The organism is Olsenella sp. KH1P3, assembly GCF_900167315.1.
GTDB classification, from domain to species: Bacteria; Actinomycetota; Coriobacteriia; order Coriobacteriales; family Atopobiaceae; genus Olsenella_J; species Olsenella_J umbonata_A.
In genome coordinates, this window is record NZ_FUWQ01000002.1 from 289,776 (window position 1) to 312,080 (window position 22,305).

19 protein-coding genes are annotated in these 22,305 nt (G+C 64.7%); 5 read left to right on the forward strand and 14 right to left on the reverse strand.

Features of this window, described 5'->3' with window-relative positions; genetic code table 11:
* The first annotated feature begins 209 nt into the window (after nucleotides 1-209).
* On the forward strand, nucleotides 210-617 hold the full coding sequence (locus tag B5D13_RS03670) for a pyridoxamine 5'-phosphate oxidase family protein (protein WP_200802603.1): 408 nt from the start codon (nucleotides 210-212) through the stop codon (nucleotides 615-617).
* A gap of 81 nt (nucleotides 618-698) precedes the next feature.
* On the opposite strand, the gene B5D13_RS03675 is transcribed toward B5D13_RS03670, so the two are convergent.
* Nucleotides 699-1,412 carry a class I SAM-dependent methyltransferase gene (locus B5D13_RS03675; protein WP_200802604.1) on the reverse strand — a complete coding sequence of 238 codons (714 nt, stop codon included), beginning with the start codon at nucleotides 1,410-1,412 and terminating at the stop codon, nucleotides 699-701.
* A 226-nt stretch (nucleotides 1,413-1,638) separates the two neighbouring features.
* On the opposite strand from B5D13_RS03675, the gene B5D13_RS03680 reads away from it, so the two are divergent.
* The gene (locus B5D13_RS03680) at nucleotides 1,639-2,325 is read left to right on the forward strand and encodes a hypothetical protein (protein ID WP_078686980.1); all 687 of its coding nucleotides are present in this window, start codon (nucleotides 1,639-1,641) and stop codon (nucleotides 2,323-2,325) included.
* 91 nt (nucleotides 2,326-2,416) lie between these two features.
* On the opposite strand, the gene B5D13_RS03685 is transcribed toward B5D13_RS03680, so the two are convergent.
* The 8 genes from B5D13_RS03685 to B5D13_RS03720 all read right to left on the reverse strand — a co-directional run bounded on the left by B5D13_RS03685 (nucleotide 2,417) and on the right by B5D13_RS03720 (nucleotide 11,581).
* Entirely contained in the window at nucleotides 2,417-3,322 is a 906-nt protein-coding gene (locus tag B5D13_RS03685) for an SPFH domain-containing protein (protein WP_078686981.1), read from the reverse strand.
* Between the two features lie 158 nt (nucleotides 3,323-3,480).
* The gene (locus B5D13_RS03690; RefSeq protein ID WP_078686982.1) at nucleotides 3,481-4,455 is read right to left on the reverse strand and encodes a Gfo/Idh/MocA family protein; all 975 of its coding nucleotides are present in this window, start codon (nucleotides 4,453-4,455) and stop codon (nucleotides 3,481-3,483) included.
* 182 nt (nucleotides 4,456-4,637) lie between these two features.
* Nucleotides 4,638-5,825: an ABC transporter ATP-binding protein gene (locus B5D13_RS03695; RefSeq protein ID WP_078686983.1), complete on the reverse strand. Its 1,188-nt coding sequence runs from the start codon at nucleotides 5,823-5,825 to the stop codon at nucleotides 4,638-4,640.
* 2 nt (nucleotides 5,826-5,827) lie between these two features.
* Entirely contained in the window at nucleotides 5,828-7,315 is a 1,488-nt protein-coding gene (gene malQ / locus B5D13_RS03700; RefSeq protein WP_078686984.1) for a 4-alpha-glucanotransferase, read from the reverse strand.
* A 2-nt stretch (nucleotides 7,316-7,317) separates the two neighbouring features.
* Entirely contained in the window at nucleotides 7,318-8,181 is an 864-nt protein-coding gene (locus tag B5D13_RS03705) for a carbohydrate ABC transporter permease (RefSeq protein ID WP_078686985.1), read from the reverse strand.
* The gene (locus B5D13_RS03710; protein WP_078686986.1) at nucleotides 8,181-9,083 is read right to left on the reverse strand and encodes a carbohydrate ABC transporter permease; all 903 of its coding nucleotides are present in this window, start codon (nucleotides 9,081-9,083) and stop codon (nucleotides 8,181-8,183) included. Before B5D13_RS03710 ends, B5D13_RS03705 begins: the two co-directional genes overlap by 1 nt.
* 126 nt (nucleotides 9,084-9,209) lie before the next feature.
* Nucleotides 9,210-10,526, reverse strand: a complete 1,317-nt coding sequence (locus B5D13_RS03715) for an ABC transporter substrate-binding protein (protein ID WP_078686987.1) — start codon at nucleotides 10,524-10,526, stop codon at nucleotides 9,210-9,212.
* Nucleotides 10,527-10,570: 44 nt separating this feature from the next.
* A complete protein-coding gene (locus tag B5D13_RS03720) occupies nucleotides 10,571-11,581 on the reverse strand; it encodes a LacI family DNA-binding transcriptional regulator (RefSeq protein WP_078686988.1) in 1,011 nt (336 codons plus the stop codon).
* Nucleotides 11,582-11,858: 277 nt separating this feature from the next.
* On the opposite strand from B5D13_RS03720, the gene B5D13_RS03725 reads away from it, so the two are divergent.
* Nucleotides 11,859-13,148, forward strand: coding sequence for an alpha-amylase family glycosyl hydrolase (locus B5D13_RS03725; RefSeq protein ID WP_078686989.1), 1,290 nt, complete (start codon nucleotides 11,859-11,861; stop codon nucleotides 13,146-13,148).
* On the opposite strand, the gene B5D13_RS03730 is transcribed toward B5D13_RS03725, so the two are convergent.
* On the reverse strand, nucleotides 13,126-14,094 hold the full coding sequence (locus B5D13_RS03730; protein WP_234970673.1) for a helix-turn-helix transcriptional regulator: 969 nt from the start codon (nucleotides 14,092-14,094) through the stop codon (nucleotides 13,126-13,128). The two genes, B5D13_RS03725 and B5D13_RS03730, sit on opposite strands and share 23 nt — an antisense overlap.
* Nucleotides 14,095-14,269: 175 nt before the next feature.
* Between B5D13_RS03730 and B5D13_RS03735 the strand changes: the two genes are divergently transcribed.
* Entirely contained in the window at nucleotides 14,270-16,564 is a 2,295-nt protein-coding gene (locus B5D13_RS03735) for a glycogen/starch/alpha-glucan phosphorylase (protein ID WP_078686990.1), read from the forward strand.
* A 251-nt stretch (nucleotides 16,565-16,815) separates the two neighbouring features.
* Entirely contained in the window at nucleotides 16,816-17,325 is a 510-nt protein-coding gene (locus tag B5D13_RS03740) for a YbhB/YbcL family Raf kinase inhibitor-like protein (RefSeq protein WP_078686991.1), read from the forward strand.
* A gap of 1,016 nt (nucleotides 17,326-18,341) precedes the next feature.
* Here the strand turns inward: B5D13_RS03740 and B5D13_RS03750 are convergent.
* The 4 genes from B5D13_RS03750 to B5D13_RS08735 form a co-directional block, all read right to left on the reverse strand.
* Nucleotides 18,342-19,814, reverse strand: coding sequence for an ABC transporter ATP-binding protein (locus B5D13_RS03750; RefSeq protein WP_078686993.1), 1,473 nt, complete (start codon nucleotides 19,812-19,814; stop codon nucleotides 18,342-18,344).
* A complete protein-coding gene (locus B5D13_RS03755; RefSeq protein ID WP_180363871.1) occupies nucleotides 19,811-20,530 on the reverse strand; it encodes an energy-coupling factor transporter transmembrane component T in 720 nt (239 codons plus the stop codon). Before B5D13_RS03755 ends, B5D13_RS03750 begins: the two co-directional genes overlap by 4 nt.
* A gap of 31 nt (nucleotides 20,531-20,561) precedes the next feature.
* Complete coding sequence (locus tag B5D13_RS03760) at nucleotides 20,562-21,179, reverse strand: MptD family putative ECF transporter S component (RefSeq protein ID WP_078686995.1); 618 nt, start codon at nucleotides 21,177-21,179, stop codon at nucleotides 20,562-20,564.
* Nucleotides 21,180-21,438: 259 nt separating this feature from the next.
* On the reverse strand, nucleotides 21,439-22,185 hold the full coding sequence (locus tag B5D13_RS08735; protein ID WP_200802605.1) for a MarR family winged helix-turn-helix transcriptional regulator: 747 nt from the start codon (nucleotides 22,183-22,185) through the stop codon (nucleotides 21,439-21,441).
* Nucleotides 22,186-22,305 lie beyond the last annotated feature (120 nt).

The following is a 22,305-nucleotide window of genomic DNA, read 5'->3' on the forward strand; positions in this document are numbered from 1 at the left end:
ACATTCTGCCACAAGGGGCCGACATAAAAGGAGTGCGCCCGTGCGGGGTGTTGGCACGGGCGCAAGCGATGCTAGTTTACGGCGCGCCTCAACGACGGAATCGGACAATTCCTTTAGGCGGCAGAACATACCCCTTACGCGGTAACGTGACGCGGCGAGTGGCAGACCCCTATAATGCAACAGGAACCACGACCCGAAGGGACATTAATATGGCAACCATCGAAGACGTATACGACTTCCTCAAGAACGAGTCCCCCACCTACTTCCTGGCAACCGCCGACGGCTCGCAGCCGCGCGTGCGTCCCTTTGGCACGGTCGACCTGTTTGAGGGGCACCTGTACATCCAGACCGGCAAGTCCAAGGACGTCTACAAGCAGATCCTCGCGAACCCCAAGGTCGAGCTCTGCGCCTGGAAGGGCCCCAAGTGGCTGCGCGTCTCGGGCGAGCTCGTGCCCGACGACCGCGTAGCGGCCAAGCGCCACATGCTCGACGCCTACCCCAGCCTGCGCGACATGTACGACGAGAACGACGAGAACACCATCGTCCTGTACTTCAAGGACGCGTGTGCGACTTTCAGCACGTTCGGCCCCGAGCCGAACGAGGTCGCAAGGTTCTAGCCTCGCGATCCACGGACGCGAACGGACGACGGGGCATGCGAGGGGGTGCTTCCCCAAGAGGCGCGACCGTCCTGGCCCGCGCTAGGCGACGCCCTCCACGCAGATCCAGTCGGTCCCGGGCCTCACGTGCACAGTGACGTCGGAGAACCCGGCGGCCACGAACAGGTCGCGATACTCCTGAGGCGTCAGCACGGTAAGGTGGTACTTCTCGATGTTGTCGAGCACCTGGCGGGACAGGCCCTCCTTGCGGTAGACGTCCGCGACCAGCATGAAGCTTCCCTCCCGCTTGAGCACGCGGCGCACCTCGCGGAGGCTCTCGAGGGGGTCAGGCCAGAAATAGAAGCTCTCGACGGTCGTGATGAGGTCGAAGCTCGCGTCGTCGAATGGCAGGTCCTCGACGGAGGCCTGGACCACGCGCATGCTGCCCGCCTCGATCATGTCCGCGTTGAGGCGGCGGGACTCCTCGCAGGAGACCTCGCTGTAGTCGACGCCCACGACGACCCCGCTGCCCGGCCCCATCCTGTCGAGGATGCGGCGCATGGTGGCGCCACCGCCGCAGCCGATGTCCAGGGCGGTCGCGCTCGAGTCGAAGTCGAGGTAGTCAAGGGCCCAGTTGGTCACGTCCGCATGGCTCCTGTTCATGCGCTGGAGCATCATCGAGCCGCTCTCCCCCGTAGGGCGGGCGGGGTTGCCCTCGTCGGTAACGCGACGTTCCTCGGCGGTGCGAAGCGCGTCGAGCTCGGCGGATCCCGCCCGCTTGCGGGCCTCGGGTTCCTGTGAAGTCATCTGGGTCATGCCACTCCTTTCAGGGTAGACAACGTGATTCTATACGACGCGCCATCCCAAGTCGCCAGCATTCGCAGGGAAGGCGCGAAGCCGCCGAGGTCTACGACGGAACCCGCGTCGCCTTGCAGGCAGCCCTCCGCGACGGCCTCGCGCCAGACTGGCGCCCCAGTTTTGAGAGCAACCCACAAGGTCACCGTGCAAGAATCACCTCTCCGCAACGACGAAGGGAGCAGAGATGATTCTGTACAAGAGCGAGCAGCGAGTGCTGGGCAGGAGCGACTGCCTGCAAATTCTTTCGCAAGCCGAGAAGGACCATCCCGACGCCTTCGAGCGTGCTCGTGACCACTTCGTGGCCTTCGTCGACCCCGCGGCGTACTACAAGCCCTACCCCACCGTCGCGGAGATAAACGCCGTGAACTCCGCCTTCACCGAATGGGTTCTGTTCGACTTCGACTTCGCGCAGGCCACAGCCGCTGAGCGCGCGGGCGAGCCTCTCCCGGAGGCGCCCCAGACGCTCGTCGAGGCGTACGCGCAGGGCGACGCCACGGTGAAGGAGCTGGCCAGGACGCAGTTCTTCTCGACGTTCTGGGTCATCGCCCAAGACCCCAAGCGCAAGCTGAGCGTCATGAGGGAGACGCGGACCTGCCGCGACTTCGAGGTCTCGTGCGACCTGATCTCGACGAGGCGCAACTGGACCTCGGGGACGGTCAACGCCCGCATCGCCAGCGTGGGAGGGCGCTGGGTCTCGTGCGGGCGCTGCCTCTCGCACGACAGCGCCCCCTCCGAGCCGCAGCCGGCGTGCATGACGCAGACCGATCCCGAGCGCGAAAGCTCGCGCTTCATCGAGCTCGTGCGGGAGCTCGAGGGCGTGAACGGCCGCTTCGTGGCAACGGCGCGCGCAGAGTCCTTCTGGCCCGCTTAACGCGCGGCACGAAAGGGCCCGGCGGCCGCCGCGGGGCGTACCGTCGGGCCTGGGACCCTGCCTATGTCAGCGTGTCCGCCTAGGGACGCCCCTACAGGTTGCCCGCATTCACCACGGGCTGAGCCTCGGACTCGCCGCAGAGGACGACCATGAGGTTGGTCACGAACTGCGCCCTGCGCTCGTTGTCGAGCTCGACGACGCTCTCCTCAGACAGCCTCTCGATGGCCATGTCGACCATGGAGACGGCGCCCTCGACAATCTTCTTGCGCGCGGCGATGACGGCCTCGGCCTGCTGGCGGCGCAGCATGGCCTGGGCGATCTCGGGCGCGTAGGCAAGGTGCGTCAGGCGGGCGTCGTCGACGGCGACGCCCGCGGGGGCGAAGCGGATGCTCAGCTCCTCCTTGAGTGCAGCGGAGACCTCCTCGATGTTGCTCCTCAGCGTGATGGATTCGGCGTTCTCGTCGTCGTCCTCCATGTGGTCGTAGGCGTACACGCTGGCGACGTGGCGAAGGGCCGTCTCGGTCTGCATCGCAACGAAGCTCTCGTAGTCGTCGACGTCGAACAGGGCCTTGGCGGTGTCCTGGACGCGCCAGACCACGACGGTCGCGATCTCGATGGGGTTGCCCATCTTGTCGTTTACCTTGAGGGGCTCGCCGTTGAGCGTGCGGGCGCGCGTCGAGACCTTGGAGCTCCCGTTTGCGCCCAGGCTCTTGGCGTAGAACGGGTTGGCCCAGCGCAAGCCCTCGTCACGCACGGTGCCCACGTACTCGCCAAACAGGACGCAGGCGCGCGCCTGACCAGGCTGCAGCGTGAAGAAGCCGTTCGACACCAGGAAGGACGCGACGAGGAACACCAGGAATATCAGGAGGTAGAGGAAGTCGTCCCCGTCCGAGGCGATGAACCTGAGGAAGCTCACCACCGTCGCAAGGAACAGGACGACGTTCGCGAAGAGCATGAGCCATCCGCTCTCGCTGTCGAGGTGCCTTTCATTACTCATATCAAATCACTCCTTTTGGCCGGCTCCCGAACCGCCTCGTGCGGAGGGGCGACCGGCTTAGGTCAGACAAGGATTCTAGCGAAGCGGTAATCCGCGCGCCATATGACTTTTGTCACAGAAGCCTTCCGGGCTCCCGCACGCCCACCGGCTCGCCCGCGTTAGTCGGCGGGAAAGACGATACCGGCCGACTGGCGCGCCCTGGTCTGCACCCTGCTGACCGCAAGCGAGAGCTCAAGAGCCTCGCGCGAGCGAGAAAGGCCCGCATTCCCGGCCGCGTAGTCTTCTGCGAATTCGAGGAACTCCGACTCCCACTGGATCTGGGGGTTGCGGTCGACGGTCTCCTCGCGGCCGTCGTTGAGGCACAGCGTCACGGGGCCCACCTGGCTGGGAGGCGTCCGGAGGCTCAGGTAGCCGTCGTCGCCCTGGATGGTCTGGACGAGCGGGGCGGCGCTGTCCTTCGCGCAGGCGCAGACCGCCTTGAAATCACCGTAGTCGAGCAGCGCAACGCCCGAGGTGTCTATCCCCCGCTGGACGTTGGCTTCGTAGCGAACGCCAGATGGCTCGCCGAACAGCCCTACGGCAAACGCGAGGCAGTACAGTCCCAGGTCCATCAGCGCACCGCCGGACTTCTTCGGGTCGAAGACGGGAAGCACTTCTCCCCTGCGGAAGGCGTCGTAGCGGCTGGAGTACTGGCTGTAGTTCAGGAGGGCCAGGCGCACGCTGCCGATGCGTGGGAGCAGCTCGCGCAGCGCCTTGAAGTTGGGCTGGTGGTAGACGGTGGTCGCCTCCCACAGGAAGAGCCCGCGCTCGCGGGCCTCGCGGGCGAGGTCCTCGGCCTCCCGGGCGTTGGACGCGAGAGGCTTCTCGACGATGACGCTCTTGCCAGCGCGCAGGCAGCGAAGGACGTGCTCGTGGTGAAGGTGGTTGGGCGTGGCCACGTAGACGACCTCGGCGCAGGTCAGCGCGAGCATCCGTCCGAGGTCGACGTGCGGCTCTCCCCCGAGCTCCTGGGTGACCGCCTGCGCCTTTTGGAGGGACGTGCCCGCGACGTCGGACACCTCCCATCCCCACGAGGCCAGGTGCGGCCCGACCATGCGGACGATCATTCCCGTTCCTACGACGGCGACCTTCATGGGGACTCCTCTCGACTGGGCTGCGTGGTGATCATGCGACGATTATCCCATGGCCGGCGGCGCGACAAAGCAAGAAGGACACGGAAGAGCGGCCCCGGCGGCAACTGGAATGAATTCGCCGCCGGGGCCGTGGATGCCTCGCGCCGAGCTGCGGCACGAGGCGAAGAAAGAGGGGGCTCTCTCTAGAACTCCAGGTTTGTTCCGCTTTGCTTGTCGAAGAGGTGAATGGCGTTGCCGGAGAACGCGTAGTTGACGGACTCGCCCACGTTGTGGCGATGCGCGACGGTGGGATCGGTCGCGTCCATGGTGTTGACCACGGCGACGACGTCCTGTCCGAGCGAGGACATGTGCAGGTGCACCGAGGAGCCCATCATCTCGGACACGTCGACGGTACCGGTGAGCGAGGGCATGTCGGGCGTGGCGAGCGTGATGTGCTCGGGACGCACGCCCAGGGTAACCTTCTGGGAGCCGACGCCCTTGGCCCTGAGATTGCCCTGCTTCTCCTCGCTGGGCGCGACCTCGAAGCCACCGAGCCTGACGACATAGGAGTCGCCCGTGCGGACCAGGTCCGCGTCGAAGAAGTTCATCTGCGGGACGCCGATAAAGCCTGCGACGAAGAGGTTCGCGGGGTGGTCGAACACCTCGTGCGGGGTGCCGATCTGCTGGGCAATGCCGTCCTTCATGATGACGATGCGGTCGCCCAGGGTCATGGCCTCGGTCTGGTCGTGTGTGACGTAGATGAAGGTGGTGTCGATCTTCTGGCGCAGCTTGATGATCTCGGCGCGCATCTGGTTGCGCAGCTTGGCGTCGAGGTTCGAGAGCGGCTCGTCCATCAGCAGGACCTTGGGCTCGCGGACGATGGCGCGGCCGATGGCGACGCGCTGGCGCTGGCCGCCCGAGAGCGCCTTGGGCTTGCGATCGAGGTACTCGGTGATGCCCAGGGTCTCCGCCGCCTCGCGCACCTTGCGGTCGATCTCGTCCTTGGGGAGCTTGCGCAGCTTGAGTGGGAACGCCATGTTCTCGTAGACGGACATGTGGGGATAGAGGGCATAGCTCTGGAAGACCATGGCAATGTCGCGGTCCTTGGGGGCGATGTCGTTCACGACCTTGCCGCCAATGGCGATCTCGCCCGCCGTGATGTCCTCCAGGCCGGCGATCATGCGCAGCGTGGTCGACTTGCCGCAGCCGGAAGGTCCGACCAGCACGATGAACTCGCGGTCGGCGACGTCCAGGTTGAAGTCCTTGACGACCAGGACGCCCTCGTCGGTGACGTTCGCGGGCCTTTCGGCCTTGGCGCCCCTGCCCTTGCGGCTCTTGCGCTCGTTGTTCGGATAGACCTTCTTGATGTGCTTGAAGCTCACCTCTGCCATGGCTAGCTCGCGCTCCTTCCATACATGCGAGTCATCGAGGCAATGCGCTCGCTGAGCTCTGACGTTATCTGACCCGGCAGCAGTCTCCACTGCCAGTTTCCCCCAAGCGTGCCGGGGGTGTTGGTTCTGGCCTCGGTGCCAAGACCGAGGTAGTCCTGCATCTGCGCGACGAAGAGCGTGGCGACGCTCGACATGCCGCCCCTCACAAAGCCCCAGACAAAGCCCTCTTCGGCGTTGAGCCCCAGATACCTCTGGGCACGCTCGACGTCGGCGGGGTCGGCCTCCTCCCTCCAGCCCATGAGCGTCTGGTTGTCGTGCGTGCCGACATAGCAGGTGCTGTTGCGCTCGTAGCTGTGGGGAAGAAAGAGGCTCTGGTCGCGCGAGTCGAAGGCGAACTCGAGCACCTTCATGCCGGGGAAGCCGGAGTCCTCCAGAAGTCGCTCGACCTCGGGCGTGTGGTAACCCAGGTCCTCGGCGATGAACTCGACCTTGGGAAACGCCCTCTTGAGCGTCCCGACCAGGCCCATTCCGGGCCCCTTCACCCAACGGCCCCCGCGCGCCGTCTTCTGGCCGTAGGGCACGGCGTAGTACGACTCGAAGCCGCGGAAGTGGTCGATGCGGATCACGTCGTAGAGCCTGGAGGCACCTTCGATGCGACGCTTCCACCAGCCGTAGCCGTCGGCCTCCATCGCGTCGTAGTCGTACAGCGGGTTGCCCCAGAGTTGCCCGTCGGCGCTGAAGCTGTCGGGCGGCACGCCCGCGACCTCCACGGGGATGTTCTTCCGGTCGAGCTGGAACCACTGGGGCTCGGCCCAGACGTCGGAGGAGTCAAGCGCCACGTAGATGGGAAGGTCGCCGATGATGCCGACGCCCTTCTCGCCCGCGTAGGAGCGCAGCGCCTCCCACTGGCGGAAAAACAGGTACTGGACGTACACGTTGAAGTCCACCTGGTCGGCGAGCTTCGCGCGGTAGCCCGCGACGGCCTCGGGCTCGCGCATGCGGATGGCCTCGTCGGGCCACTCGAGCCACGAGACCATGCCGAAGTGGCGCTTGATGGCCATGAACAGGGCGTAGTCCTCGAGCCACGACACGTTCTTCGAGCGGAAGCGCGTCACGTCCCCCCGGTCACGCTCGAAGCCGCGCTCGAAGGCAAGCCTCAGGACGGAGGCGCGGCTCTTGTAGAGAAGGGCGTAGTCGACGCTGCTGGGGTCGTCTCCCCAGTCGGGGGTGTCTGCCTCCTGCCGGGTCAGCAGGCCGTCCTCCACGAGCATGTCAAGGTCGATGAGGTAGGGGTTTCCCGCGAAGGCCGAGGGGCTCTGGTAGGGGGAGTCGCCGAAGCTCGTGGGGCCAACCGGAAGCAGCTGCCACCAGGCCTGGTGTGCGTCGGACAGGAAGTCCACGAAGTCGTAGGCGGCCCGACCCAGGGTGCCGATGCCGTGGGGAGACGGCAGGGCGTAGATTGGCAGGATGATTGCGCTGGATCTTCTCATCTCTACCCCTTAACTGCGCCGGCGGCGACACCCTTGATGATGTGCTTTTGGCAGGCCAGATAGAAGATGATGACAGGGATGATGCTCATCAGGATGAGCGCCATGGTCGCCCCGAGGTCGACGGTGCCGTACGAGCCCTTGAGGTACTGGATGTGGATGGGGATGGTGCGGTACTCGTTGATGTCGAGCACGAGGTACGGCAGGAGGTAGTCATTCCAGACCCACATGATCTCGAGGATGCCGACGGAGATGAGCGTGGGCTTGAGCATGGGAAGCACGACGCAGAAGAAGGTGCGGACGGGCCCGCAGCCGTCGATTGCGGCAGCCTCCTCTATCTCGAGGGGGATGGACTTCACGAAGCCCACGAACATGAAGATTGCGAGCCCGGCGCCGAATCCAAGGTACACGATGGGAATCGTCCACGGGGTGTTGAGGTCGAGCGTGTCGGCGGTCTTCGAGAGCGTGAACATGACCATCTGGAAGGGCACAACCATCGAGAACACGCAGAGGAAGTAGACGACCTTGCAGAACTTGGAGTTCACGCGGGCGATGTACCACGCCGCCATGGAGCAGCACAGCAGAATCAGGAAGGTCGAGGAGACCGTGATGATGACGCTGTAGAGGGCGGACTTCCAGAACGGGTAGTTGCCGAAGGTCATGCCGTTGACAAAGTTGTCCCAGCCGGCGAAGCTCTCGCTCGTGGGGAGCGCGAAAGTGTCGGTCTTGACGAAGGTGTTCAGCTTGAACGAGTTGATGACGACCGCGACGACCGGCAGGACGTAGATGACGCAGATGACGGCCAGCACGACGGACATGATGGTCTTGCGACGCTTCTCGGAGGCGAGCGTCTCTTCCTTGGTTGCCATTACTGCTGCACCTCCCTCTTGCGGGTGTAGGCGAGCTGCGCAAGGCCGAGACCGGCGACGAGGATGAAGAACAGGACCGCCTTGGCCTGGGCGACGCCGCGCACGGCCGCACCCGTGGTGTAGAACGTGTTGTAGATGTTGAGGGCGAGCATCTCGGTCGTGTTGATGGTGCTGCCGTTGGGCTGGATGATGTAGGGCAGGCCTCCCGTAAGCGCCAGGTTCTGGTCAAACAGCTTGAAGCCGTTGGTGAGCGAGAGGAACGTGCAGATGGTAATCGAGGGCATGACGTTCGGGATGATCACCTTGAACAGGACCTGCCACTTGTTCGCGCCGTCGATCTTGGCGGCCTCGATCATGTCCTCGGGCACGGCCTGGAGGCCGGCGATGTAGATGATCATCATGTAGCCGATCTGCTGCCAGCACATAAGGATGATCAGGCCCCAGAAGCCGAGCGTGGTGTCAAGCAGAATCGAGGTGCTGTAGGCCTGGAGGATGCCGTCAAAGATCATCGACCAGATGTATCCCAGGACGATGCCGCCGATGAGGTTCGGCATGAAGAACACGGTGCGGAAGATATGCGAGCCCTTGATGTTCTGGGTGAGGACGTAGGCGACGGAGAACGCGATCACGTTGATAAGGACCAGGCTGACGATCGTGGTGGCCGCCGTGTACCAGAACGAGTGGGCGAAGCTTGCATCTGAGAGGGCCGCGACGTAGTTGTCGAGCCCGACGAACGTGGCCTTGGAGACCAGCTTGAAGTTGCAGAACGAGAGATAGATTCCCTGGATGAAGGGCCAGACGAAGCCGATGCAGAACGCCACGAAGACCGGGCAGATGAACAGGCCCGCCCATCTGCGGATGGAGTTCTGCCGGATGCTGCCTCCCTTTGCTTTCTTACTCATGGTTGCCCCTAACGAGCCTTTTGAAAGGAGGCCGGGAGGGCGGACGCCCACCCGGCCTCTCCTGCGTGCGAAGGTACTGCAAAAGTGCGAGGTAGTACGAATGGTTTGAAAGGAAGCCGGCGCGCGCTACTCGCTGGACTTGCCGTAGTTCTGGGCCCAGCCGTCGACAAAGGCCGTCTTGAAGGCATCCCAGTTCGCGTCAGAGGGATCGGCGGTGTAGGAGTTGAGGGCGGAGACCAGGGCGGCGCGGTAGGTGTTGACGTTGGGCTGGTAGTTGGTGGCCCAATCCATCGTGTAGCAGCCGTTCTTCTCGTACTCCGCGGCGTCGTTCAGGTACGGGTTCGAGCCCTCGGGTGCGTCGTTGAAGGGAAGGATGCCGAGCTCGTCGACCATGGTCTTGGAGGCCTCGGGGTCGGTGACGAGCCAGAGCGCGAAGTCCAGGGTCGCCTGCTTGTCCTCGTCGGAGGCATTGTCGTTGACGGCCCAGCAGTTCTCGGTGCCGCAGTTGAGGCCGGCCTTCTCCTCGCCGTCGACGCCGCAGTAGTACGGGATGCAGGAGGTCTTGGAGACGCCGTCCTTCACGTCGGCGTAGCCGAAGGAGCCCGAGAAGATGAACGCGGCCTTGCCGGTGGAGAACTCAGTGACGGGGTCGTGGCCGCCGGTCGCGAGCGTGTTGGGAGCGACGGTGCTGTTGTTGATAGCGAGGTCGAGCAGGTTCTTGTACTGCGGCAGGAACTCGCCGGTGATGGTCTTGGGGCACTCGTCCCAGGCGCTGCCGGACTTCTTCTCCTCATAGAAGTACTCAAGGTTGGCAAGGTGGCCGGTGACGCGCCAGGAGGAAGCGTCGTCGAGGTCGGTCGCGACGAAGGCGTCGAAGCCGAGCTCGGAGGCGCGGCTGTGGATGTCCTCGACAACGGACTTGAGGGACGCGAAGTCCTTGATGTCGTCCTTGCTGTGGCCGGCCTTCTCGAGCAGCTCGTCGTTCACGCAGATGCCATAGCACTCGTAGCAGTAGCCTGCCGCGACGACCTTGTCTCCGTCCTTCAGGTTGTACTCGTCGGTGCTCTGGGCCTTGACGAGGTCGGTGTCCTTGAGGTCCATGGCGTAGCTGCCCCACTCCTTCACGGCAGCCTTGTTGCCGATGACGAACAGCGTCGGGGCGGCATCCTTGTCCATCTCGGAGGTGAGCGTCTGCTCGTAGGTGCCCGAGGCGGCGGTGACGACCTTCACCTTGACGTCGGGGTACTTCTCGGTGTACTTCTTGCCGAGCTCCTGGGCGGCCTCGTCCAGCTCAGGCTTGAAGTTGAGCCAGTAAACGCTGCCCTTGCGAGAGTCGCCAGAAGAAGCCTGGCTGCCAGAGCCGCCGCTGCATGCGGTGAGACCGGCAATGGCGGCCGCAGAGGCGGCGCCACCGAGGAAAGACCTACGCGTAATTGCCTTCATAATCAAAACCTCTTCTCTTTCTTCGCTTACCTTCAGCGAAACCGCTACCTACTCCCTACGGTCCCTCCGACACGCAGGGTAGTTTCCAACCTGAGGTGCTCGTTTTGGGCACCGTCGTTCAAGACGCCCATCAGCACCTGAACCGCAGTCTTTCCGAAGGTCTGCTGCGGCTGGCAGAGCGTGGTGAGCGTTGGAACCGTGTAGAGAGAAGACTCGATGCCGTCGATGGCGATGACCGAGACGTCCTCGGGCACGCGGCGGCCAAGGTCAGAGATGGCCTTCATCGCGGCAACGGCCATGGAGTCGGAGATCGAGAAGATCGCGCTCACGTCCGGACGCCTGCCCAGGAGCGCGAGGGTCTCATCGTAGGCGGAGGACATGGAGAACCCGCCCGTCTGGACCACAAGGTCGCAGTCGACGGGGACGCCCGCATCCTTGAGGGCGGCGCAGTAGCCGCTGTAGCGCAGCGCGCCGACGGAGTTGGAGTCGACGGAGTCCAGCAGGATGGCAATCTTGCGGTGCCCGTGCTCCAAAAGGAACTCGGTTGCCTTGAGGGCCTCCGCCGCGTCGTCGATGGAAACCGACGAGAAGGACGACTCGTCCAGGTCGCCGAACTGGTTGTCGAAGGTGCAGCAGACGAAGGGGACGCCGATGCTGGCGATCTCGTCTTGTGTGTAGTCGAAGCGACCGCCCAGGAAGATGATGCCCTTGAGGCGCTTGGAGCGCACGAACTCCGCCGCGGCCGATATCTCGTTGTCGCGGTCGGAGATGAGCTCGGAGATCAGGGTGCAGTCGTGCTTGTCAGCCTCCTCGTCCATCGCGTTGATGATGGGGGTGAAGAAGGGGTTGCCGCTGCCGCGGATGACGACGCCGATGGCGTTCATGGGGGCGGCAACGAGGTCGCGGGCGCTCTTGTTGGGAACGTAATGCAGGGTCGCGATGGCCTCCTGGACCCTGGCGCGAACCTGCTTGCTCACGTCCGGGTGGTTGTTGAGGACGCGGGAGACCGTGCTGACGGAAACGCCACAGTAGCGAGCGACATCCTTGATGGTCATCCCGTCTCCCCTTTCGTTATTGAAATTGGCTATAGCGGCGAAAACGATTCCGGAAACGTTACTGGAAACGTTTCCGGCTTCCCGCTGACATCGTTATAGCCCGCCTCGGAATCGTCTGGAAACGTTTCCGAGACTTTTTGCTGTGAGCGAAGCGAATTTGGCCGCGAGCGGTATCTTGCCGACGGGATGCGTTGCCAAGGTGCTCGGCTATGCGATAAAACCGCCGCGGACACCACCCCGCACGCTGGGGCACGCCAACCGTCAAGAAAGGACTGTCATGCCGCATACGTGCAGAGATACAATATCGAGCCAGGTCATCTACTCTGTCTTCGTGCGAAACCACACGCAGGAGGGAACCTTCCGCGCACTCGAGGGCGACCTTGGGCGCATACGCTCGCTCGGCGCCGACTGGGTCTGGCTCATGCCGATCCACCCCATCGGAGAGGTGAGCCGGAAGGGGACGCTTGGCAGCCCGTACGCCATTCGCGACTACCGCGCCGTCAACCCCGAGTACGGCGACCTCGACGACCTCAGGCACCTCGTGAACGCGATTCATCAGGCTGGAATGCGCTGCATGATAGACGTTGTCTATAACCACACCAGCCCCGATTCTGTCCTCTTCGAGGAGCACCCGGGCTTCTTCTGGCACACCGCCACGGGCAAGCCGGGCAACCACGTGGGCGACTGGACCGACATAATCGACCTCGACTACAACGTCGGTGCCCTGTGGGACTACCAAGTCGAGACGCTCTGCTCGTGGGCCCGCATCGTCGACGGCTTCCGCTGCGACGTCGCCTCGTTCGTGCCCGTCGACTTCTGGAGGCGCGCCCGCGCGGAGGTCGAGCGCGTCCACCCCGGCTTCGTCTGGCTGGCCGAAACCGTGCATCGCTCGTTCGCCCAGGCCGCGCGTGCCCGGGGCATGTACTGCGCGCGCGACAGCGAGATGTTCGACGCCTTCGACATCGAGTACTCCTACGACGTTCAGGAGGCCTTCGACGACTACCTGGACGGCAAGGCGACCCTCGCGCACATTCTTGACCTCTTGGACTACCAGGACTTCGTCTTCCCCGAGGGCGCGAACAAGATGCGCTACCTCGAGAACCACGACCTGCCGCGCATCGCCTCGCGCCTTGGCGGCCACTCGCTGGGCAACCTGACGGCGCTCGCCTTTGTGCTGAAGGGCACGACCCTGCTCTACGCCGGACAAGAGCTCTGCGCGACCCACCAGCCCAGCCTCTTCGACAAGGACCCGATCGACTGGGAAGCGAAAGACGACATCTCAGGCCTGCTCGCGCTTCTCGCCCGCATAAAGCACGAGACGCTCGCGGGCCTCGAGACGCAGACGCTTTCGGCCGAGAAGGACGTGGCCGTCGTGGGTCGCGGCCGCGTCGGGGACCAGCATCCCTCGGTGGTGGCGGTCCTCTCGCTCACGGGCGAGGCGGCGGAGGTCAAGGTCAGCCTTCCCGACGGACGCTACCGCGACCTGGTCTCGGGAGGGCGAGCCGAGGTAAGTGACGGCGTCGTGCGCAGCGCGGGCGAGCCGCTCATCCTCCAGGCGCAGCCTTAGGCGCGGGTTCGGCCGCGGCCGCCGCCCACCTCTTGCGGTAGGCGAGCGGCGCGCAGCCGTAGGCGGCCCTGAAGCTGCGGGTGAAGTACGGCACGCTGTCGAACCCGCAGCCCTCGGCCACCGCCGAGATCGGCTCGGATGTGCGGCGCAACATGGCCTCGGCCTCCGACAGGCGGTATGCCCTGAGGTAGCTCACGAAGGTCTGGCCCGTCTCGCGACGGAAGACCCGCATGAAGTGCGCGGCGCTGTAGCCGGCGAGCCCCGCCGCTTCGCGCACGCTGATGGGCTTGTCAAAATGGAGCTTGACCTCGCGCAGCACCGGCTTCAGGCGCTCGGCCACCGCGTTGGGCGCAACAGCGGCGCCACGCTCCGCGTGCGCGTAGAGCGCACGAAAGAACAGGTAGACGCTCCCCTTGACCGCAAGGGTGTAGCCCGGCCCGCGCTCGGCGGATGCGGCATCGGCCGCGTCCAGGGCACGGGCCGCCTCGTCGTGCAGGGCGCCGCCGGGCCTGAGCACGCAGTCGAACGAGAGCGTCCCCTCGCGCAGGGGCACCAGGACGTTGTCGCGGCACCAGTCGTCCTCCATGCGCGAGTCGAAGGCCTCCAGCGAGAAGATGATGTTCTCGTACTCCATGCGCTCGCCGGGGACGCCCTCGATCGCGTGGACGCGCCCGGGGCACACCACCACGATGGTCCCGGCCCCCACCTCATGGCGCTCGAAGTCCAGCGAGACCACGCCGCGGCCCGCCTTGACGTAGATGACCTCCATCTGGTCGTGCCAGTGCTCGGGCACGCGGTCGAAGTCGAGGGGGATAGTGCAGAGGTAGGTGACGTAGGCGAAGCCGGGGCGCTCGTGCAGCTTGCGTTCGCGAAAGCGCTCGTAGTCGGTCCCGGCGGCAAGCCTGGCGGACCTCGCGGGACCCTCGATCGCGGCGGATTCGGCCACGTGCGGCCTCCCCTTCCGGGCGAGCGGACGACGCGAACGCCGCGCACTTCTCCCCTTTTTCTGCTTGTAGCTGCGAAATGATAGCTTAGTGCAAATTCTTGCTGCTATCTGGCAGCATAATAGCGCTTCGACGCAACTATAGTGCCATTAGTTCCGACGAGCGAAAGGAAGAACCATGGCAGATGCAGTAACCCAGACGCGGGACGCCGGCACGGGCATCGCGCGCTACGCGGGCAAGCCCATCGCGAACTGCACGAACCTCGAGCTGTTCAACGCGCTGCTGCGCATGGTGCGCGACGCTGCCCAGGCGCGAGGAACGAACCAGGGCAAGAAGCGCCTGTACTACGTCTCGGCGGAGTTCCTCATTGGCAAGCTGCTCAGCAACAACCTTATCAACCTGGGCCTCTACGAGCAGGTTCGCGCAGAGCTCGCGGCGGCGGGGCGCAGCCTGGCGGAGCTCGAGGAGCTCGAGAGCGAGCCCTCCCTGGGCAACGGTGGCCTGGGCCGTCTGGCCGCATGCTTCCTGGACTCGTGCGCAACGCTCGGCCTTCCCGCCGACGGGATCGGCCTTGCCTACCACTGCGGCCTGTTCAGGCAGAGCTTCCTGGGCAACAAGCAGTGCGAGACGCCCGATGGCTGGCTTACCTGGGGTCAGGAGAGCTGGATGAGAAGGGCATCGCTCCACCAGACCGTGAGCTTCGGCGACTTCGACGTCACCAGCACCCTGTACGACATCGACGTCACCGGCTACGGCAGCAAGTGCGCGCGCCTTCGCCTGTTCGACGTCGACAGTGCGGACGAGCGCCTGATCAAGGACGGCATCGCCTTCGACAAGAGGCGCGTCGCCCAGGGCCTGACCCTCTTCCTCTACCCCGACGACTCCGACGACGAAGGCCGCATCCTGCGCGTCTACCAGGAGTACTTCATGTGCAGCAACGCGGCCCAGCTGATTCTGGCCGAGTGCGAGGAGCGCGGCAGCAACCTGCGCGACCTGGCCGATTACGCGGCGGTCCAGATCAACGACACGCATCCCTCGATGATCATCCCCGAGCTCATCAGGCTCCTGGTCCAGAGGGGCATCGCGTTCGACGAGGCCAGAGGCATCGTACGCGACGTCTGCGCCTACACCAACCACACCATCCTGGCAGAGGCCCTCGAGTGCTGGCCCAAGTCCTTCCTGCAGAGGGTGGCGCCGCAGATCGTTCCGATCATCGAGCGCCTCGACGCGGACGTGCGCAAGTCCTGCAAGGAGCCCTTCGTGCAGATCGTGGACGAGCACGACAACGTGCACATGGCCAACATGGACATCCACCTGTCGCACTCCACCAACGGCGTCGCGGCCCTGCACACCAAGATCCTCGAGGACGTCGAGCTCGCACCCTTCCGCAGGCTCTACCCCGAGCGTTTCAACAACAAGACCAACGGCATCACCTTCCGTCGCTGGTGCATCGCCTGCAACCCCGAGCTCGCGGCGCTTGTCGACAGGACCATCGGCGACGGCTGGAGGCACGACGCCACGCAGCTGGAGCGCCTCCTCGAGCACGAGGACGACGCCCTCCTGGGCGAGCTTGCGGCCATCAAGCGCCGCAACAAGGAGCGCTTCGCGACGTGGATCGAGCGGCACCAGGGCGCCAAGGTCGACCCCGAATCCGTCTTCGACGTGCAGTCCAAGCGACTGCACGAGTACAAGCGCCAGCAGCTCAACCTGCTCTGGGCCATTGACGCCTACCTGGGCATCAAGGCCGGCAAGCTCCCCCGCCGCAAGGTGACGGTCATCTTCGGCGCCAAGGCCGCGCCCGCCTACACCATCGCGAAGGACGTCATCCACGCCATACTCTGCCTGAGCCAGGTCGTCGCGGCCGACCCCGTCGCCAACAAGTGGCTGCAGATCGTCATGATCGAGAACTACAACGTGACCGCGGCCGAGAGGCTCATCCCCGCAGCCGACATCTCGGAGCAGATCTCGCTCGCCTCGAAGGAGGCCTCGGGCACGGGCAACATGAAGTTCATGCTCAACGGCGCGCTCACGCTCGGCACCATGGACGGCGCGAACGTCGAGATCGCAGGCCTCGTCGGCGCGGGCAACATCTTCACCTTCGGCGAGAGCTCCGACGAGGTCATCGCCCGCTACCAGCGCGGAGACTACGACCCGATGTCCTACTACCAGGACGACGAGCGCATCAAGGCCGCGGTCGACTTCCTGCTGAGCCACGACATGCTCGCGGCCGGCGACGGCCACAGTCTGGACCGCCTGGCCCACGAGCTGATGTGCAAGGACTGGTTCATGACGTTCCCGGACTTCGACGCCTACCTCGCCGAAAAGGACCGCATGCTCGAGGCGGCGGAGGACGAGGCTACTTGGCAGTCCAAGTGCCTCGTCAACATCGCGAAGGCCGGGTTCTTCTCGTCCGACAGGACCATTGCCGAGTACAACCGTGACATCTGGCATCTGACTCCCGACGCAGACTAGCACGATCGGCGTCACTGCACCCCCGCCGATCCCCCTAGTCGACTCCCCTTAGGTGGCGCCGCCCTCATCCGCCCAGACGGCGCCACCGCCCCACATGCAGAGGCGCCTCGCCTTCAGGCGGGGCGCCTCGTTTACATATCGGCTGAAGCGCGGTCGGCTGCCGTGGGATATCCTCTAGGACAGACAACCGATGCGGCGAAGCGCAGGGTAAAGGGACTCCGCGGGCATGCCGCACAACCGAGGGAGGACCCATGGACATCCAGATGCAGCTCGAAGACGGTTACCTTTCCGAGCGCTACGCCAAGCGCAGCGACGTGATGGACCGCGAGGGCTGGGCCTGCCGCAGATCGTTCCCGTTCGCAGTCACCGGCATCCCCGAGGGCACGAGGGCCCTAGGCATCCTCTACATGGACTGGGACTCCATTCCCGTGTGTGGCTTCCCCTGGATCCACTGGTGCGCCGTCGCGACGCCCGCGCACGCGGACTTCGACGGCACCTGGGAGGCGCCCGACGACCTGAGCCGCGGCTGCGCCGCCCGCATCGAGCAGGGCTACAACTCTGCCTGCAAGTCCGAGCCGGAGATCGGTGTTGGCTACGTGGGCCCATGCCCGCCCGACGCGGACCACGGATATACCCTGACAATCTTCGCGCTCGACGAGGACCCGCAGCTGGGCGAGCCGTTCTGGGCCAGCGAGCTGGTCGACCTCGCCCGCGAGCACGCGCTCGAGGAAGTCAGTCTTACCATGATGGCCTCCTGCTAGAGACGTAGAAGATTGAGTGCGAGCCGCCGGCGGCATCAGTCACATCGGCAGAGGCCAGGACATCCCGGCTGGGGATGAAAGCGATCCAAGAGCCGTCATCAAGCACGTACCACGTCAGGGGACGAGCCTCGCGCACATTAGAGGTCCCTTTTGTCACGGACTCGTTCCCGTATGCCACGTCGACCCCATAGAGTTGCGTCATCGCCTCCCCACAGGCAGGCAGCCGATTCCGAGAGGAGCAATTCCCGACGGCTGCGACAAGAACGCTTGAGGAAGTGGATCCTCCAGAAACGCGAAGGCTGGTTCGTACGCCAGATTCGACGATGAGGCAAATGGCATCGGAAAGAAAAAAGGAGAAGTAGCAAGAGCGTTGCAAGAACGGCCATGCGTGGCATGGGAAGCGAGCCATCTGCGAAGATGTGTCTTTTCATCAGCAACCTCAACCCCACGCCAATTCCCCAGAGCGAATACTCCTGAAGAGGTGCGGGCCTTTAATAAACCGTGAGCGCGGGGTTCAACCGTTTCGCCACGATGGTCGAAAGAATAGGCAAACTGACTGGCGGGAAACTACTTGCGGCGAAGCCTCCTCAAGACAAGAGCAACGTAGACCAGGAGAAGAGCGGATGCGGAAGCGCCGAGGGTCAAAACGGTAGAGGATGAATAATCGCCAGCCACATTTGGCTCTTCCGGTAACGCAATGCTGTCATCCACAGCGTTATCAACGGACGACACCAAAGTGGCGGAATCCACATCGTCCGCCTCAGCAATTGCTCGGACCGGAACTCCCGCGAGAATCAAGGACATCGAAACCGCCAACGAAGTCACCTTTGTAAACGTTCTTCCCAGAACGCCATCGTGCCTAGCGTCAAGTCCCATGGCCAACCCTTTCCCTTCGCAGCAATCCATATTGCATGCGGCTATTCGCAGCCTTCTTTGCCATGAGCTATATAAAACAAGGAAAGAAGTCACAGGAAAGAGTCGTTGTCACTATTTGAGAGTGTTATAGTTACATATATTCACTTCCAGCACATACCAAAGAACGCATCGAGCCGTCTTCGGCCCGCGGCATCGATGGCGTAGGTCTCCCTGACCGCGCCGCGCTCCATGCGCATGACATGGGAGCAGCACGCCTGCACAAAGTCGCGGTCGTGCGTCACCACGAAGACGCTCGCGCGGTCCTCGAGCGAGCGGATCAGGCGGGCCGTCGCCAGCATGTTGCGCAGGTCCTGCCCGCTCGTTGGCTCGTCGAACACCAGGATGTCCTTTCCGGCCAGAAGTGCCGAGGCGATGGCGACGCGCTGCCTCTGGCCGCCCGAGAGGCTCAGGGGATGGCGCTCCTCCAGTCCGCGCAGCCCCAGCTCGCCCAGGATGCGGCTCACGTCCGCTTCGCGCGAGGGGTCCATGCCCAGGCGGACCTCCTCCTCCACGCTCTCGCAGAACAGTTGGTGGTTAACGTCCTGCATAACGAGGTAGCAGCGCTTGAGCAGCTGGCGGGGACGCAGTCGCTCACCGCCAAGGAGCACTTCTCCGCCAAAGCGGCGCATGAGCCCGCAGAGGCAGGCCGAGAAGGTCGACTTTCCCGCCCCGTTCTCGCCAATCACGGCAACAACCCGCCGTGCCGGGAGGCTCAGGTAGGGCACATCGAGGGCTGGGCACGCATGGCCATAGGAGTACCTGAAGTTCCGCAGCTCGAGCACATCGCTTCCGGCCGTGGGCGAAGGGCACGGCCGCTCGCTCCCGTCGAGGGCGTCAGGCGAAAGCGGCCTCAGCCCGTGTGCGATCCTGAAGCCATCACCCAACGCGACGAAGTCATCCATCGGGCCGTCCCATGCTATGCGCCCGCCGTCCACGACAACCACGCGGTCGCAGACGTCCCGAAGCCACGCGAGCCTGTGCTCGGCCACCACGACGGACCGGCCCATCTGGCGCCAGCGCTCAATCACCTGGCGGAGCATGCCTATGGTCGGCGGGTCGAAGTTCGAACTCGGCTCGTCGAGCACGAAGACCCTGGGCCCCATTGCGTCCACCGACGCGCAGGCCACCCTCTGCTTCTGGCCGCCGGAGAGCCCGAAGATGCTCTTGCCCATGATGTCGCCAAGCGCCATCTGGCGAGCGGTCCGCTCGACGCGGCGTCTGACCTCGTCGGCGGGCATGCCCATGTTCTCGCAGCCGAACGCCACCTCGCTTTCCACGTCCACGCAGAAGAACTGGCTGCGCGGGTTCTGGAAGACGTTCCCCACCACGCGGCCCGTCTGGCAGAGGGGTGCAATAAGGACGTCGGATCCATCGACCGCAACGCTGCCTTGGACCGTGGCCTGGTCGAAGTGCGTGGCCAGCCCATTTATCAGGCGCGTGAGCGTGGTCTTGCCAGCTCCGGAGGCACCGCAGACCAGAACGGCCTGGCCATCGGGGATGGTCAGGCTGATGCCCTTGAGAACGGGGCTCGCGGCCCCCTTGTACGTAAGCGTAACGTTGTCGAAGACGATCACTTGAGCGCTCCCAGGAGCTCTGCGGCAGTCAGGACATAGGGTGTCGCGCACATCAGGAGCACCGCGGCGTCAAAGGCCCCGAAACCGATCTGGCACACGTTGGTCCTCTTGGCCTCGCCTCCCAGGCCACGCGTCAGGGCCGCGGCGGAAAGCTCTTCTCCGATGCGGGCCGTGCACACGAGCAGAGGGACGAGGCGGTATTCCACGATGCGCGAGGGCCTGCCGCCGCCCAGGGCGACGCCCCTCATGCGCATCGCGGCGCTTATAGAACGGCGTTCGTCGGCGATGGTGGGAAACATGCGGAACATGACCGAGAGCGGAATCACGATCTTGTCGGTGACGTGCACGCGGCGCATGGCCGCGCAGAACTCGCTGACGCGCGTCGTGGACGTGAGGTAGGCTGCCGCGAAGGCGCTGGGCACCAGGCGCGCCGCGATGCCCCCAAACATGAGGGCGAAGAAGTAGGGCGCCCCGTCCAGGACGGGGACGAGGGCGAAGAGCGTCACACAGGCCAGCAGGTAGGCCAGGGCGTAGGCCACCACGCGGCGCCAGTTGCGCTGACTCAGCATGAGTACAAGCACGATAAGCGCCATACCGTGCTGCACGACGGGCTCGGGAGAGGCGCCCCCGAGCAGGAAGACGCTAAGCGTGAGCATCACGGCCATCTTCGTCCGGGGGTCAAGCGAGAGGGCGCGGGGCTCGCTCCGCTCGGCCATGGCGCCCCCTGCCGCCGCGCACGTCGCCATGTTACAGAATCCCGGCCTTCTGGAAGTGCCTCCTGAGCACGGACCTGCCAATCAGGCCACCGACCAGGCCGGAGACGAAGCACGCGACGGCCTCGGCAGGAATCAGCCAGCCCTGGAGAAAGGGCCTGATGGCCTCGACGTAGCCCTGGCCGATCTTCTGGCCGGTGGAGCTCAGGTAGCTGGGATCCAGGAAGAACGGCAGGTAGTTGCCGACGATGAACACGCTGAGGACTGCGTAGGCCAGAACGGCTGCGACGGAGCTCCTGTAGCCGCCGGCGCGCCACACGAGCTCGGCTGCGATGCCAGTGGCGACGCTCACCAGGGGCGTGTAGAAGCCCATGCCGGTCAGCCACATGAAGAGGCCGGCGAGCACGTTGAAGATCAAGATCATGCCGGGTTTCTTGGCCCTCGTCATGAACATCATGAACGGGATGCCGCAGATCAGGGGACACAGGACGCTCAGCAGGAACATGACGATGGGAATGTAGCCGAATATGCCGACCACGGTCATCGCGACGCAGTAGAGCGCGGCGTAGATGCCGATGTTGATGAGGTCGCGACCACCCAACCTGCCGCCAGTCGCGGGAGCGGACCCCGTGGTCATCTGAGAGCCAACCATTGCTTCACCTTTCGACTTCGCCCAATGCGGACCATTTTGTTAGCTTTGGTGAACAATAAGCATGGCCCGGCAGGCGGTCAAGCAGAGCAGCGAATAAGTCAAGAAACGCGCAACGCCCGACAAACAAACTTTGCCTAGCGTAGCGCCCGCGCAAGGGAGAAGGGCAACCGCCCCAAGGCCGCCGCCCTTCTCGCATGCGCTCTGTGAATCTCGCTTGGAGGCAGAGGCCACGCGCCTCCCGCCCTAAGCCGTCTGGCGACTAGTCGTCGCGGCGACGGTTGCCGCCGCGAAAGCCGCCGCGGTCGTCGCGGCCGCCACGGAACCCGCGGCCGCCACGGTCACGGTCGTCTCGCCCGCCACGGTCCTCGCGGAAGCCCCTGCCGCCGCGGTCGTCGCGCCCGCCACGGAACCCGCGGCCGCCACGGTCACGGTCGTCGCGGCCGCCACGGAACCCGCGGCCACCACGGTCGCGGTCGTCTCGGCCGCCACGGAACCCGCGGCCACCGCGGTCGTCACGGCCACCGCGGTCGAAGCCCTTCTTCTGGAACTTCTTGGCCTTGCGCTCCTCCTCGCGCTCGCGCCAGTCGGCGCCGATCTCGCCGGTGAGCGACGTCTCGATGCGCTCGAGCAGCCCCATCAGGGCATCGACGTCCTCGTCGCCGAAGCCGTCCAGCGCCACATCGGAGAGCTCCTTGGCCTCGGCTTGGTAGTCGCGGCCCTTCTCGGTCAGCGTGACGGACTTGGGGCCCTCTCCCTCGGCCGCGGAGAGCTCGACCAGGCCGGAGGCGACCATGGACTCGAGCGTCGTGCCCATGGCCTCGCTGTCGACGCCCAGGACCATGCCCATCTCGCGCGTGGAGATGCCGTCCTTGATGCGCAGCATCGCCAGGATGCGGCCGACGTTCGCGTCAGCCGCGGCCTCCTGCTCGCGGCGCATGTGGCGGGCGATGCCCACCATGTGGTTGACGACGCCGATCTTCTCGACGACTTCCCTCTTGCTTGCCATGTGCACTCCTGTCTCTGCAGCCGAAGCCCGACCGACTCAATCGCCGCCACCTGCGGCCCGAACGGTCTTGCCCCCGACTCGAATACCCTGTCTTGATAGCTGCGCAAGTATGTCATGCGC